Genomic DNA, 15,515 nt, shown 5'->3' with positions numbered 1-15,515 from the left:
AATTTTTGACCTTAAATAACTGATTCACAAAATCACTCACCTAAAATCATAGATAGCTGTTTTTGTACTGCCCCGTGATGTTTCTCAACCAGCTCCCGACCTTTTTTACCTGCCTGCTGAGCCTCTTTATCAGAAGATAGCCATTTTTTAACCGCCTCTACCAAAGCGACAACATCCGTACTATCACCAACCTGACACAATGCCCCAGCCTGCTGTAACTCTGTAACCAGTTGCTCACATGACTGCGTATACCGTCCCATTATGATAGGTGTTCCCACACTAGCAGGTTCAATTGGATTATGTCCACCAACGTTTACGCACGAACCTCCAACAAAAGCCACATCAGCTATCTGATACCAACACATCAGCTCTCCCATGGTATCTGCCAGATAGACTTGTGTCTCTGGCTGTATAGGCTGTTGCTGACTACGTCTCACACTTTGTAATCCCGACGCATCAATCAACTTAGCGACCTCATCAAAACGCTCAGGATGTCGAGGAACTATGATTAACAGTGCATTTTCCAGACCTACCTGTCGTATTAACTTTTGATGCGCCTGAATCACGGCTTCTTCTTCACCAGCATGTGTGCTGGCTGCTACCCATATAGGTCGTTGCTCTACCTCAACTGCCAGCAAATGATTTTCGATAATAGGCAATTCTGGTAAAGTCACTGACCATTTTAAAGAGCTTGCCATGCGAATTTTTTTACTAGGCGCACCAAGCTGGCGAAAACGTTTTGCTGATGGTACATCTTGAGCAATAATCAAACTAATATTGTTCATCATACATCGGCTAAGTGAGGAAAATTTTTGATAGCTCTGAAATGACTTTTCAGACAAACGCGCATTCACTAAAACCGACCGAATCTCTCTGGATGTCAACTCATACAATATGGTTGCCCACAACTCTGTCTCAACAAATAGCGCCAAACAAGGAGAAACATGCTGTAAAAATCGTGAAACCACCTGTGGTGTATCAACGGGTACATAGCTATGTGTCATCTGTCCTGTTTGAATAAATTCAGCAAAACGTTGCTGCGCTCTTGTAAAGCCTGTATGCGTTGTATTTGTTAACCAAATACCGTAACCTTTCTCTAATAAGACATCAAGCATGGGTGCAATCGTATTTGTTTCACCCAATGATACTGCATGACACCAAATCACCTGCTCAGTATCTGGACGTTTAGGATATGTCAAAGCGAAACGTTGACTGACTTCTGACAAATAGTCTGGACTCTGACGACGTTGCCACCACACTTTCAGACGATACAGAGGTTTTAACACCTGCATCACCAAACGATAATATAAGGGCGGACGCACAGGATGAGATAAAGAAGGCAAGAGAATCATAGTAAGATAAGAATAAAATAGAAGATAACAAATAAGAAAGATAATCTAAATAAATAAGACTAAACAAGAGAGCCATAAAAGACTGGTACACAAAATAATGTAATGCTCTCTACTATATGCTCACCAATTAGGTAACCACCAAAATCATTGCTTATATCCATTAAAGTACTTAGGCTATCTTTGGGTGGCGTATTTTACTGGCTTATGACTGAGATGAAAAGATGAAGCGGTACCATTCACACACTTTATTATTTAGACTAATGACAAAGGTGTGAAAGTACCAATAGATAAGGATGATTGCCCTTTCCATAATTTCCTAATGCACTGCGCTTACCTTCAACACAGACACGAAATGATTGCATGGGTGTATCCTTTTCAAAATACTGTGACTGGCTTAGTATATGATATGGATCACTGACAAGATAAGTACGCTCATGTGTTTTTAGTGTAATTTCTTTTCCAGCAAAAGTAACGACACCCTCATAGTTACCAGAATGCTCATTACTCACGGTCTGTACTAACACATGTGGTAAACTCTGGATGCTACTAAACGCCATGCTCATAACAGCACTGACACTTAAAATCGTGATGCCAACCACCTGCATTAAAATATGTTTATCAGCAAAAAACCGTGATAAAACATTTTGTTTACCTGCCGGTTGCCGTTTTGGCTGAGTAGGTAACATTGTGACTTTGTCCTTCATGATATGCCTTTCAAACCTATCAATCCATAGCCAAACTTCAAAAATGTAATGCTAGTACACTAAATCAACTAAACCATGCATGATGTATGAGCTTCATTATTTATCGTGCTACACAATAACAATATTAGAAAAATAAGCTACCTTTAGTAGGATGAAATAACAGTTTTAATTGACCAAAACATAAAGTTGCTTTTTTTAACCTAAAAAACAATAAAAAATACTATTGACTACGTCAAAAACCCTTTATCCGTAGAAAAATAAAAGTCCCCATAAAATTCTTTGCCTTCTATTCCCACAATAAAATTAGTGATTTAATAAAATCCGCCACAGACTTTGCTATTTATAAGTTTGAGGTTATCAAAGATAAACAATTACCTTTAATTTCAAAAATATAACTTCAGTAGCAGTCCATTACACTAAAATAAATATCATAACTGCCAAGATAATAACACCCACTATTAGTAATAAATAACGCCTATCGGTGGTTTCATCATACTTACGTTCATCAAGTGCAGTTTGTGCTTGGTTCCACTGCTCTAGCAAAGCTTTTGCCTCAACATGTCCATTATCCGCCGCCTTTTCTAGCCAATGCCGACCAAGCATCATATCTTGAGTATGCCCAAGACCTTGATAATATAAACGACTCAGCTGACGTTGCGCACGTGGGTCATCCATCTCAGCAGCCTTTTGTACCAGCTTAAATCCCTTATGCTCATCCTTTTGAATACCTTCTCCCAAAAAATAGCATATAGACAATCGTAACATGGCACTGGTATTACCTTGCTTGGCTGCTTTAGCTAACTGCACAACAGCTTGCTTTCTAGCTTGCTGATGCTTTTCATCAAAATTAATCTGTTTTAACTCTTTACCAGACTGACACAGCTTAGCGATATGCTTATCAAACTGATTTAATATTTGATTGGCTTTAACATACTCTGCTTTACCAGCAACCTGATCTACAGAAATCTGTGCCAAATCATTACGCAAGTCTGTAAAGTCATCTTGACGAATCAAAGGCTGTGCTTTTTTTACCACTACTGGTGCTTGGCGCTTTGTTTGAACATCCGCTTTTGTCTCTACAGTTGCTACTTTTTGTGATACCCCTTGCTCTATGCTAGTAGACTTTTGCTCGGATATTTGTTGCGTACTTTGTTTTGATGTACTAAATACCCCATCCTGACTTTTAGCATGCTCAGCATGACTATGCTCTACTGTACTCTCTACCGTTTTATGTGAAGGTGTCGCTAATATGTGGTTATTTGAATGTCCTTTATCCGCAACATCTGCCTTATTTGTAATACGACTGTGTGTATGTTGTACAAGGCTGGCTTGTTGTGCCTGCATTTTTTCTAAGATAGCTTCTTTTTTTGCTGGGGGTAACCGCTTAAACACTGCCTGAAAAATACTATTACTGACAGCATCCCCCATGATTGAACGATTAGGCTTTTGCGGATTACCAAATAGACATTGCGCAATTGGCTCTAAAACAAAAAATAAGTGTTTACTCTCATGGGTCGTCTGAAACCGACGTGGCAGATATTCTAAAGCCATAAAGTGATATGGATTATCCTGATCTACTCTAAGATGGGGATATCGCAAATTAACTTCACTACGACTTAACCACTTTGGTGCTACTCCCCATGCTTGAGCTAATATTTTACCCATATAAAAACCAATAAATAACAACAAATTACGGTTTTTAGTATTATCAATAAACACCATCTCCGTCTGCGTTAAAGACTGACGCAACTCTAATAGCAATTTATCTAACCGTTGTAGACTTTGCATGCTACCATTTAGCCGGCATTGTCGAAGTTTATCCTCATACAATATTCCACCATCAATTGGTCGAGACTCCTGATAGTCACTCCAAAAAGCCTCAGCAATATACTCTATAGGGCTTTTTTGTGGTGATGTTGGTACAGTTTCAGACGTATTAGTAAAATTAGACATATGCACGGCAGCTTCAGTTAGGTTATTGTTTATTTTTTATTGTGACGAAAAAAAAGAACACAGTGATTTGATAATACCAAATCAAAATGCTCTTATAAAATTACTAAAATGTAAACCTAACTTTATTTAAATATATCCAAGGTGAAATACAAGCTGATATACCCCTAGATTCGATAACTTAGAATATCAACTTTATACAACTGTCTACACCATACGGATTGCCCCATCAAGGCGAATCACCTCACCATTGAGATAAGCATTACTGATAATATGACAAGCCAGCTTAGCAAACTCGTTTGGCTCTCCCAAGCGTTTGGGATAAGGCACACTGGCTTCTAACTGCTGGCGTGCTTCCTCAGGAATGCTTTGCATCATTGGGGTGCTAAAAACACCGGGGGCAATGGTCATCACTCGGATACCATGACGGGCAAGCTCTCGTGCTAATGGTAACGTTAACCCAACCACACCTGCTTTAGAGGAAGCATAACTGCCCTGTCCGACTTGACCATCAAAGGCGGCAATACTTGCTGTATTAATAATCACCCCTTGGTCAGCATTATCAGTATTATTTGCACCACCTTCGCTAGCTACTCTCTTAGCAATACTGGCAGCAACCAAACGTGCCACATTAAAAGTACCGACTAAGTTAACTTGAACCCCTTTACTAAACTTATCCAAATCCGCAGGGTTATTGTCTCTATCAAGCAGTTTTTGTACGACCACAATACCTGCACAGTTGACCGAGCCATGCAAACTACCAAACTTATTTTCCGCCATTTCTACTGCTTGTTGCACATCCTCACTACTGGTCACATCACAACGCACAAAATGAACAGTATCGCCTAGCTCTTGAGCCAATGTTTGCCCTTTTTCTAAATTTAAATCTGCAATGATGACATTTGCCCCTTGTGCCACCATCTCACGAGTGGTTGCCTCTCCCAACCCTGAAGCCCCACCTGTGACGATAAATGTTTTATCTTTTAATTGCATAATTTTTCCTTTATTTATTACATTCAATCATTATATAAGGTGTTTTATATTCACAAACACCATTAACCATTTTGGCGTAGTAAAAAGCGTTGCGTTTTACCGCTGGGTGTTTTTGGCAAAGCAGTCACAAATTCAATATGGCGAGGGTAAGCATGGGCTGCTAGGCGTTCATGAACCAGATTTTTAATCTCTTGAGCCAGCTCATCACTGCCAGTAAAGCCTTCTTTTAATACCACATAGGACTTAATCACATGACCACGCACTTCATCTGGCACTCCAACGGCGGCTGACTCTGCAACGGCTTCATGCTCCAATACGGTATTTTCAACATCGGTCGGTCCAATACGATAGCCTGCGGTAATAATGATGTCATCATCACGCCCTGAGAACCAATATGTGCCGTCACTATGACGCTCAACCACATCGCCTGTCAGATAGTAATCACCATGAAAGGCTTGCTTTTCATCCCAGCTATAACCCGTAAAATAAAATGCTGGAGACTGACTCACCACCACCGCAAGCTGTCCTTGCTCACCATCGGCAACTTCATTCATCTCATCATCAAGCACCACTAAGGTATGCCCCAATAGTGGTTTACCCATTGAGCCCGTGTCTGCTTCATGAGTAAGTGCATGATGCACACAGCAGGTCATTCCTGTTTCTGTTTGTCCATATTGGTCACATACACGACAACCCAAATTATCCGTCACCCAACCTACCACTTCGGTATTTAGTGTTTCCCCTGCTGAATTTGCCACTCGTAATGATAACTTATCACTATTATTATCAAACACACCGCTAGATTTCATCATTCGAAATGCAGTTGGTGATGATGCCAAATTGGTAATACCATGACGCACCATAAAATCAAAGGTATTTTGAGCATTAAATCCTGCTTCATTAAAGTGGGTGGTCATACCCATCAACAAAGGTCCTGTAATCGCATAATACAAACCATACGCCCAACCAGGGTCTGCCATATTCCAATATTTATCATCCTCACGTAAATCAATGGCATAACGTATATACAAATAAAAAGCAGGCAAGGCAGATAATGGCACACTCACCCCTTTAGATTTACCCACTGTACCTGAGGTAAACATTTGCAAAAATGGGGCATCAGTTGTTAATAATACTGGCTCAAAATCGCTATTTTGCGAAGCAATCTCGTCTTGATACAGCACATCGCCCCATGTGTTTTCTGCACTGTTTGCACCAACTAACACCATTTTTGGTAGGCTGGCAAGCTCACCATGCTTTTCTAATTCTGTAAATTTGCCCCGATTGGCAGGATTGGTAAACACCACTTTGGTATCGGCTTTTTGCAGACGGTAATCAATCGACTCATAACCAAAGGCAGTAAATAACGGCTGATATACCGCTCCAATACGCCATGTCGCTAGAACAATCACCAACAGTTCAAGGGTACGTGGGAGCATGGTTGCCACTCTATCCCCTGCCTGCACACCATAGCTTTTCAGCAAATTGGCAACTTGTCCGCTTTGCTCGGCAAGCTCAGCAAAAGTTAATTGACGCAGATTTCCTTCACAATCCTCATGCACTAAAGCAACCTTATTAGCTTTACCATCACGCACATGACGTCCACAACACGCCATATAAGCATTTCTGCCATCATCAGGGTGACTGCCAAAGATTTCTTGCTGTAGATTATCCATGGTGAAGTTATCGTAAGCGTGCTGATAACTGTTTTGAGAGACTGGAGAGTTTGAAGTGTTGGTTTGAGATGTTGTTTGATGATTTTGTGTTGTCATAAGGCTAGTCCTTTAGCTACGTTAACTAATATAAAATCCTATGACCTATTAATAGCGCATTATAACCATTATTTCAATACATATTGTATCATTTTTACGATTATCATTAATCGTCTCTTTTAAGATTTTACTTCTGATTACTTGCCTATTTAGAGTATTTATCTAAATTCGTGTTTACCCAGTCACCTAAATACTTATGACTCTTAAAGCCCAGACTAAACGCCACAAACAAATAATACTCATCATAAAACCAAACCTAAAAAATGATAAACTTTCTCAACCTCTGCTACTCTTCTATCATTTATTACAATAAAGTTATCTGAGACATTATGCAAAAAGACTGTTGGGAAATTCTTGCTATTGAGCCAACTACTGATAAAAACCTTATCAAACGTGCTTATGCCAAACAGCTAAAAGACAATAAACCTGATAAAAATCCAACTGGTTTTCGCCAGTTGCGAGAAGCTTATGAAACGGCATTGGCAAACTTGGCAAATATAGAGTTACTGGCAGAAGATGAAGAATATGTAGATAAATCAGATACTGAATTTACAGTTGATGCAAACCTAGACTATAAGCATCACTATGAACAGGGCTATGACCATAGCTACGACAATGATACAAATGATACGTATCACACTATAGAAAATAAGCCTAACCTTGAGGACAGTCCTACTACAAGCAGTGCTAATCCTGTCTGCAGTATAAGCAAATTAGAAACATGGCAACAAGCATGGGATAGCTGTCACAAACTGCACCCAAATTTAGATGATGCTGACTTAGCCTTATACCACTGCTTGTCTCATCAATTCGCACAGCGACATACTCTAGCCCTTGATGAAACCATAGAATTTGAAGAAACACTATTCAACTGGCATCTGGCTCATGCACCCAATTATCCAATCAGTTTTTGCTTTACAGTTGATACATTACAGTGGCAACAAAAAACCAAGTATATCCACACTGGCTTTGATATGTGGCAATATCTATCATCACTGATTAATTTTTATCAACAAAATAATCAACAAAATTTTTTTAGTGTCTTATCACAACATCATGACCTAAATGCCGACTTAAACTATATCGAAAAACAGTGGCAGGATAGCATTATAAAAGGACATTTTTTTGAGCAATTGCAATGGGATATCGAAAACAACCAACTACTTAATGATGAGCAAAGCCAAGCATATTTTGAGCAATCCCTATTTATCTTCTTTTTTTATAATACCCACACAAACTTGGTGAATGAGTTTTTTCTAGCTTATCAACACTTCTCTTGGCACAAGCATTTACAAGGTATAGATAGATACCGTTTTCCATGGCATTACCTACCTGAACTAATACAAAATTATATCCCTGAGTTTAAAATCAACACACTGCATGATTTTGCAGATTATTTATCCTATCATCATCCGTCCCTGTATAAGCAGTGGTACACAGACAATGGTGATAAATCTAATATCATTGCTGATTATTACTATCAAGAAGCTGATACTAAAAACAATAATAATGGTGATAATGACGATAGCGATGGCAATCATGACCATTCTGATACTCAACAACTTTGCTATCAATGCAATCAATACCAGACAGACTATCAAGCAAAGCCTTCAAAGTGGCAATCTTGGCGGTGGCATTGGCAGTTTTTTTACCGTCTTCTACTGCCCTATAAAGTCATTATCCTTATTAAAAAATTACGTACTGTTGAAAAAGATATCCAACACTATGAATGGTTAAATGCTCATGGCTTAACTGACCCAGACTATATAAATAATATTGCAGAGGCTAAAAAAACCTCAAGTAAACCTTCTAAAGTTTATCAATACTGGCACTGTTCCAAAAAGATAAATTTTTTATATCAACTGTTATTTAATGGATTTTTAAGACCATCGGTGTTTTGTGTATTGGCAGTTATTGCCACAGTTTTTGTCATCACCATATCCTTAATCTATGCTAATCCATTGTGGACTTGGCAACATATCATTATAGATAGTATGGGTGTTTTTTTATTGCTTAGCTTTACTGTTATATTTTGGCAGATACAGCTTAGGCTATTTATGCATAGCAACAGCTTTTTCCACAATCAACCGCAACCACCTAAAAAATCATACTCAACCCTCTCAACTCTGGGTATGATGTTATCCAAACCCATAGCCATTGTATTAATTGTCAGTGCATACCTACTGAGTATCCTATTACCGCAGAAATTAGCTATCACCTTGCCCCTATCAGCAGAAGCAAGTCTGTTTTTATTACAAAATGGGCTGGGACTGATTATGGTATTATTGCTGGCTTACCGAGCAAAAAACATCCACTTAGCACTGGGAGCTTGGTACATTAGTGTGCTATTTAGTGTATGGGTACTGTTAAATATATTGGCTGTACTCACCCAATCAAATGAAACCATATTAATACAACCTTTACACTGGCTATGGATATTTTTATCTATCCCATTATGGCTAAAAATATGGGCAAATAGTAAGTCTATATATAGTGAACTGCCCCTTTATGCTGAAGTTGTTATGTTTTTTATATCTGCGTTTGCTTTATTTTCATTATTTTTCACTATATTTGCTATTGGCACAATCATTCCTAACAATATTAATCTGATTATTACTATCATTTTATTATTATTCTTACTTATATTTTGGGCAATTTCTTTATTTAGAATATGGCATTTTACTGCCAGTTTGGAGTTATAAAACACTATAGCTAGTATGAGAATATAACTGGCAGAAAAATCCCCAGTTACCCTATTTTAAGTATTAAAACAGAACAACTGGGGCTTGATATCATTATTCGCTAATGTCTATTTAGCCAGCTTACTTACCATACGTACATAAATAAGCAGTTTCCATCTCCACTTTGACCGCAAATTTTTGCTGAGCCTCAACGGTAAACTGTTCACCTTCCAAAAAGGTTTGCCAGTCATCACTATCAGGTAGTTTCACCGTTAATGCACCGCTAACAACGGTCATGGTTTCAAACTCGCTAGTACCAAACTCATATTCACCCACTTCCATCACCCCGACAGTAGCAGGCTTATTAGCGGTTTGAAAGCCAATTGAAGTTACTTTGTTATCAAAATACTGGTTAATTTTTGGCATGATTATCTCCTTTTAACTGTTAATATAAATATGACCATAAGTTTAATAGTAACAGCTTAGTAAACTTAATTACTAAGCCTTTGTCAATCACTATTTAACCAACTCACAGCTCCGACAGCCAATCTGTTTGCCGTAACTTTTGCTTAGTCTCACGACGACGTTTTTTACGCACGATTTTGACATCGTCTTTTTCATGTACGCCACCTTTTCTTAGTAGCGGATTGAGTGCCAAATAGTTGCGAGGTTTGACCGCACCTAATGAACGGCTGACAGGAACATCTGTGTTTGATTGTGAGTCCTGCTTATCCTGTTTTTGCATTTCTGCCAAACGCTCTAACTGTTTGGCTTGTTTTAATGTCTCTTTTAAGCTCATTTTTTTGTTTTCCTATTTTCTATTTGATTAAAAATATCATGGTCATGGTAAAAAATAGCAATTGCGAAAATCTGCCTACCAAGGAAGACATGTGAAAATTGTACAAGTTAGTACATTGAACATGTCTGACACAGGTAGGCGGATTTGCAGGTTTGCTATTAGCCTTTAATACACATCACTTGTTTCAGCGTATGCACCACTTCTACCAAATCACTTTGGTTTGCCATCACCTCGTCAATATCCTTATAAGCACTGGGGATTTCGTCCATCACGCCTTTGTCTTTACGACATTCCACGCCTTCGGTTTGCAGACGTAAATCGTCCAAATTAAACTGACGCACTGCCTTACCACGACTCATTTTGCGACCTGCCCCATGCGAGCATGAGCAGAACGATTGTGGATTGCCAAGTCCACGCACAATAAAGGATTTTGCTCCCATCGAACCGGGGATAATGCCAAGCTCCTCGCTATAAGCACTAATCGCCCCTTTGCGGGTCACATAAACGGTTTCGCCAAAATGAACTTCTTCATTGACGTAGTTATGATGGCAATTAATCGCCTCTTTGGTGATTTGAAAACGAGGCAAGCCCGTTTGTGGTGATTGCATGGCTTTGATGACCAATCGCATCATCTCTTTGCGGTTTTGCATGGCATAATCCTGAGCCCATTCCACCGCCTCGATATAATCGGCAAAGCTGTCCGACCCTTCAGCAAAATAGGACAAATCACGGTCTGGCACATGACCAAAACGGGATTGACGCTCCTTTTTGGCAAGGTTAATAAAATACTGCCCGATACAGTTGCCAATACCGCGACTGCCTGAATGTAACATCACCCAAACGTCATTGTTTTCGTCCAAACACAGCTCAATAAAGTGATTACCACCACCCAATGTACCAAGCTGTTTTGCCCATGTACGCTCAAAGCCTTTGAGCATTTTTAATAAGCCTTTGTGCTTATCGGTAATGGGTTTTAGGCGTTTTGCCAATGGGTCAAGGGTCGATATTTTTGCCTCAATTTGCTTGTGCATGTTAAAGCCAACGGGGACTTGTTGCTCAATGGCAAGGCGTAATGGCTTTAGGTTGTCAGGCAAATCATTGGCGGTTAATGACAATCGTAAGGCATTCATACCACAGCCAATATCTACGCCCACCGCCGAGGGGATAATCGCCGACTTGGTCGGTATCACACTGCCCACCGTTGCCCCTTTACCGACATGAACGTCAGGCATCACCGCAATATGTGAATGCACAAATTCAAGCTGAGCAAGATTGCGGAGCTGTTGCAAGGCAGATTGCTCAACATCGCTGGTGTAAATCTTTACTGGCACGCCATGTTTGCCACTTTTATTTAAGGTTAGTTGTATGCTCATCGTTTTTTCTCATTTTTTATATTGGGTTAATTTGACTTATTACTTTTTTATAAAAGGATTTTATTAAAACTGTATTTTTAAAAAACAGCAGACAAAACTATCTCCGTCCCATATTTTTTGTTAAGTACAAAATTTTGGGCAATAAAATCCTATGGCGTTATTAAAGAATTGCCAAAATAAAAAAGCAACACGATAAAACACCAACAAATTAACCTAATAAAGGTTTTGTTTAGTTATTGATTCTGTTATTTACCAGCTCACTATAAAGCGAAGTAAATTTAAGTTTTTGGAATGTGCTAAAAAAAGCGGTTTAAGAGGTAACTTAAAGACAAACATAAGCTATCAAGATAAGGTCTTTTTACCTTATTGTCTTATAAGCTGTCTTGTAAGTTTAAATTTCTTAAGAGAGGATAAAACAAAGACTAGACATCACAACTGACAACATACCATTGTTGCACTTATACCATAATAGCCATTAAACAACAGCCATATGCCATAAATGGACATCACAAGATACGCCAAACAGCCAATTATAAACAATCAGTTTTAGAAAATCAGAGGATATAGCTTAGTAATAAATAAAGCCTACTACTATAGAGCTATACTGATTTTATACCCACAACAGAGTTAAGCGTTGCTGGGGTGATTGTCTGCTTTGTATTAACCAATGCTTTAGTTAGCACAGATGAAAATAACGACATTGCTTTTACTCCTATAAGTTGTGGGTTAATGGGAAAGGTTATGTGCGGATATAATAAAGGCTTAAAAATAAAAGTCAAGTATTTTTTATAAAAAAAGAGATAAAATAAAAACTAAATTAATTTTATCCCTTTATAATCCGCTTAATTTTGGAAACTTTGATTTTAGAATCTAATTTTAGAAATAGCAGAATTATGAATTAAATAGAAAAATAAAACTACATTTTTTTCTGTTTTACTTTAACCAAACCACTGACGCACTTTTTGCCAGATACTTGACCTTGCTTTATGCTCATGATGAGTCGAGTTATCCTCATGTTGTTTATTTATGTATTGGTTTTGCTCTTCTTGGTTTTGCTCTTCTTGGTTTTGCTCTTCTTGGTTTTGCTCTTCTTGGTTTTGCTCTTCTTGGTTTTGCTCTTCTTGGTTTTGCTCTTCTTGCAATTGCATTAATTCTTCATAGCTTAATTCATGAATATGAAAAAATGGTTGTGACAATACAGCATTAACCGCCCTTAATGCCTGCACATCACCACCTAGGTAGTGTAACTCTGTTTCACCATTAGTCCCATCACTTGGTTGTTTAACAGCAAGTTGTCTAATGGCAAAGTGTTGTGCATATTGCACCAATAGACTTTGTAGAATTGGGTTATTCTCATCAGCTTGTTGATATACAGTGGCGATAAAGTCACCTTCAAATACTTCAATATTTTTAAAAAAGTCTGAATCAAAAAATTCATCAGGGTGTACCACGTCCCAAATACCACTCCACTCTTCATCGAAGTTTTTTAGATAATTATAACCTTGTGTGCAGTATGAACGCTCAGGGTGACAAATCTGTAGTACATAACGCTTGTCCTGAATGGGGTCAAATTCAGTCAATCGGTAAATATTACAATCCACTGCCAACAACACATCAAGCAATTGCTCATCAGTTAGTGTATCAAGTTGCAATTCTTGACTATCTATAAAACAATCCCAAAAATTTACTTCTTGGCTTTGTATTTTGGATAATTTTTCTTCGGTCGCCTTGCTGACTACCACACCATGTTCTCGTAACTTATCAAACAAAACCTGTAAGTTTTGCAAATTTTTATCACTTTCCATGTCTGCAAAAGGCTCTCTTACCAGCAAATCCAAATCAAGATTATCCCGTTCTAACTTTGCCCACTCACTCATTGCCTCTATTTTATTGGTATAAGTTTTGTGTAATGAGACCGCATTACTTAGCTCGTAATATGCATCATTATATTCAAATCCTCGACTGTGGATTGCATATGCCATATCTTGTGTCCCTTAATACAATGTAAATTATGGTTGTTATTGTAGATTTTGTTTTAGATTATGCTGGTGCATGTTTTGAATATAGCGGGCTGATGGGGGATAGTCCGCCCCTTGATTCATCCATTGCTCAAAACGCATATCAGCAAAGATAACTTCACCTGCCAGCTCAAAATCAATGAACTTAACATCCAACAAAGCAGACGCTAAGATATTTTCTGTAGCTGAAGTGGTTTGTGTCTCTGTTAGGTTGGGTATTCGTGGTAATACTGACAATAAAAACCAACTATTATGGGTAATCAGCAATGACTTTAATTGTCCTGTCAGTGCCAATGGTGATAACAACAAACGACTAATAGATGGTGATAATGCATATTGACTATGAAATCGCTGAATGGCTTGCTGTTGCTCAGGGGTAACTTCACCCTGCATGGCTTGCACAAAGTCAGCTAAGGTAGGAATAAAACGATGACGGAAATCGACCAACAGATGGTCTTTTTCACAGATATCTTTGACATCAACTTGTACACCATCACTATTGGTAATTTGATGACCAAAAATGGGCAAGACAATTTCATTGACTGCCCAGAGTGTATGAAAAATACGATGGCGATTGTCACTACACAGGTTTTTTGTACTGTCAATAAACTGATGAATGTCTAAATAATCTTCTGCCACACCGCCATGACGGCGAGCAGAAATTTGTGCGTGTTTAATAGCATTCATCGTTTAGCAATCCCTTCTAGTGCCATCCCTTATGAATAGTATATCTTGCAAAAAGACTTACAACCCCGCCTTAAGACTTGCCTCAATAAACTGGTCAAGGTCGCCATCAAGCACCGCCCCAGTATTAAAGGTTTCAACCCCTGTGCGTAAGTCCTTAATACGAGAATCATCAAGCACATACGAGCGAATTTGACTACCCCAACCAATGTCTGATTTATTATCCTCAACGGCTTGCTGTTTCTCCATGCGTTTTTGCATTTCCAACTCATACAGCTTGGCACGTAGCATTTTCATTGCTGTATCTTTATTGGCATGCTGGCTACGTTCATTTTGACACGCCACCACTGTGCCTGTGGGTTCGTGGGTGATACGCACCGCCGAATCGGTGGTGTTGACATGCTGACCACCTGCCCCACTTGAGCGATAGGTATCAATACGCAAATCAGCAGGATTAATATCAATGTCAATATTGTCATCAATTTCTGGTGAGATAAACACTGAGGCAAACGAAGTATGGCGACCATTATTGCTATCAAATGGTGATTTGCGTACCAGACGATGCACCCCTGTTTCGGTGCGTAGCCAACCAAAAGCATAATCACCTTTGACTTGAATGGTCGCTGATTTAATCCCTGCCACACCCCCTGCTGATACCTCAATCACATCGACCTTAAAGCCATGAGCCTCACACCATCTGGTGTACATACGCAGTAGCATTTCTGCCCAGTCTTGTGCTTCTGTACCGCCTGAACCTGATTGAATGTCCAAATAGCAGTTATTAGCGTCCATTTCACCGCTAAACATACGTTTAAATTCTAACTCTTCCACCTGCTTTTGAGCGGTGTCTAGCTCACTTTGTACGTCTTTAAGTAGGCTTTCGTCCTCTGCCTCAATCGCCAGCTCAAGCATGGCATTGGCATCTTCTAACGTGGTTTCTAGTCCAACGATGGTATCAATCACCCCATCAAGTTGGCTTTTTTCTTTGCTAATTTTGGTGGCTCGCTCGGGGTCGTCCCAGAGATTGGGGTTTTCTAGCTCAAGGTTGACTTCTTCCAAGCGTTCTTGCTTGCCTGCAAAGTCAAAGATACCCCCGTAACTCGGTCGCTCGGTTGCTTAAATCTTTGATTTGCTCTACATATTGATTGGTTTCCATAAAATACCTATTTCTTTATTCACTTTAAAAAAT

12 protein-coding genes are annotated in these 15,515 nt (G+C 39.0%); 1 reads left to right on the top strand and 11 read right to left on the bottom strand.

Annotated elements, in window-relative coordinates; translation table 11 throughout:
• Window positions 1–32: 32 nt before the first annotated feature.
• The 5 genes from FHK88_RS00075 to FHK88_RS00055 form a co-directional block, all read right to left on the bottom strand.
• On the bottom strand, window positions 33–1,343 hold the full coding sequence (locus tag FHK88_RS00075) for a 3-deoxy-D-manno-octulosonic acid transferase (RefSeq protein WP_227428753.1): 1,311 nt from the start codon (window positions 1,341–1,343) through the stop codon (window positions 33–35).
• A gap of 266 nt (window positions 1,344–1,609) precedes the next feature.
• Window positions 1,610–2,056: a hypothetical protein gene (locus FHK88_RS00070; protein ID WP_227428752.1), complete on the bottom strand. Its 447-nt coding sequence runs from the start codon at window positions 2,054–2,056 to the stop codon at window positions 1,610–1,612.
• A gap of 411 nt (window positions 2,057–2,467) precedes the next feature.
• The gene (locus FHK88_RS00065) at window positions 2,468–4,009 is read right to left on the bottom strand and encodes a tetratricopeptide repeat protein (protein WP_227428751.1); all 1,542 of its coding nucleotides are present in this window, start codon (window positions 4,007–4,009) and stop codon (window positions 2,468–2,470) included.
• A 204-nt stretch (window positions 4,010–4,213) separates the two neighbouring features.
• Window positions 4,214–4,999 (bottom strand): SDR family NAD(P)-dependent oxidoreductase, encoded by a 786-nt coding sequence (locus FHK88_RS00060; RefSeq protein WP_227428750.1) that lies wholly within the window; start codon window positions 4,997–4,999, stop codon window positions 4,214–4,216.
• Window positions 5,000–5,061: 62 nt separating this feature from the next.
• Window positions 5,062–6,771: an AMP-binding protein gene (locus tag FHK88_RS00055; protein ID WP_227428749.1), complete on the bottom strand. Its 1,710-nt coding sequence runs from the start codon at window positions 6,769–6,771 to the stop codon at window positions 5,062–5,064.
• 329 nt (window positions 6,772–7,100) lie between these two features.
• On the opposite strand from FHK88_RS00055, the gene FHK88_RS00050 reads away from it, so the two are divergent.
• Window positions 7,101–9,473 carry a hypothetical protein gene (locus tag FHK88_RS00050; protein ID WP_227428748.1) on the top strand — a complete coding sequence of 791 codons (2,373 nt, stop codon included), beginning with the start codon at window positions 7,101–7,103 and terminating at the stop codon, window positions 9,471–9,473.
• Between the two features lie 120 nt (window positions 9,474–9,593).
• Here FHK88_RS00050 and FHK88_RS00045 read toward each other — a convergent pair whose 3' ends face one another.
• From FHK88_RS00045 to prfB, 6 genes are all read right to left on the bottom strand, one after another.
• Window positions 9,594–9,878, bottom strand: coding sequence for a pyrimidine/purine nucleoside phosphorylase (locus FHK88_RS00045; protein ID WP_227428747.1), 285 nt, complete (start codon window positions 9,876–9,878; stop codon window positions 9,594–9,596).
• A 103-nt stretch (window positions 9,879–9,981) separates the two neighbouring features.
• The gene (locus FHK88_RS00040) at window positions 9,982–10,251 is read right to left on the bottom strand and encodes a hypothetical protein (RefSeq protein ID WP_227428746.1); all 270 of its coding nucleotides are present in this window, start codon (window positions 10,249–10,251) and stop codon (window positions 9,982–9,984) included.
• A 158-nt stretch (window positions 10,252–10,409) separates the two neighbouring features.
• Window positions 10,410–11,624, bottom strand: coding sequence for an RtcB family protein (locus FHK88_RS00035; protein WP_227428745.1), 1,215 nt, complete (start codon window positions 11,622–11,624; stop codon window positions 10,410–10,412).
• A 938-nt stretch (window positions 11,625–12,562) separates the two neighbouring features.
• Window positions 12,563–13,606 (bottom strand): hypothetical protein, encoded by a 1,044-nt coding sequence (locus tag FHK88_RS00030; RefSeq protein WP_227428744.1) that lies wholly within the window; start codon window positions 13,604–13,606, stop codon window positions 12,563–12,565.
• Between the two features lie 36 nt (window positions 13,607–13,642).
• Window positions 13,643–14,329, bottom strand: coding sequence for a DUF6915 family protein (locus tag FHK88_RS00025; RefSeq protein ID WP_227428743.1), 687 nt, complete (start codon window positions 14,327–14,329; stop codon window positions 13,643–13,645).
• 57 nt (window positions 14,330–14,386) lie between these two features.
• Window positions 14,387–15,482, bottom strand: a protein-coding gene (prfB, locus tag FHK88_RS00020; protein WP_227428742.1) for a peptide chain release factor 2 whose coding sequence is annotated in 2 segments (ribosomal slippage) — window positions 14,387–15,409 and window positions 15,411–15,482 — 1,095 coding nt in all. Because the reading frame shifts where the segments join, the coding sequence is not laid out codon by codon here.
• Window positions 15,483–15,515 lie beyond the last annotated feature (33 nt).

The sequence above is a fragment of the Psychrobacter sp. I-STPA6b genome, from assembly GCF_020662265.1.
In the GTDB taxonomy this organism is placed as follows: Bacteria; Pseudomonadota; Gammaproteobacteria; order Pseudomonadales; family Moraxellaceae; genus Psychrobacter.
This window is presented reverse-complemented; position numbering and strand designations above follow the sequence as displayed.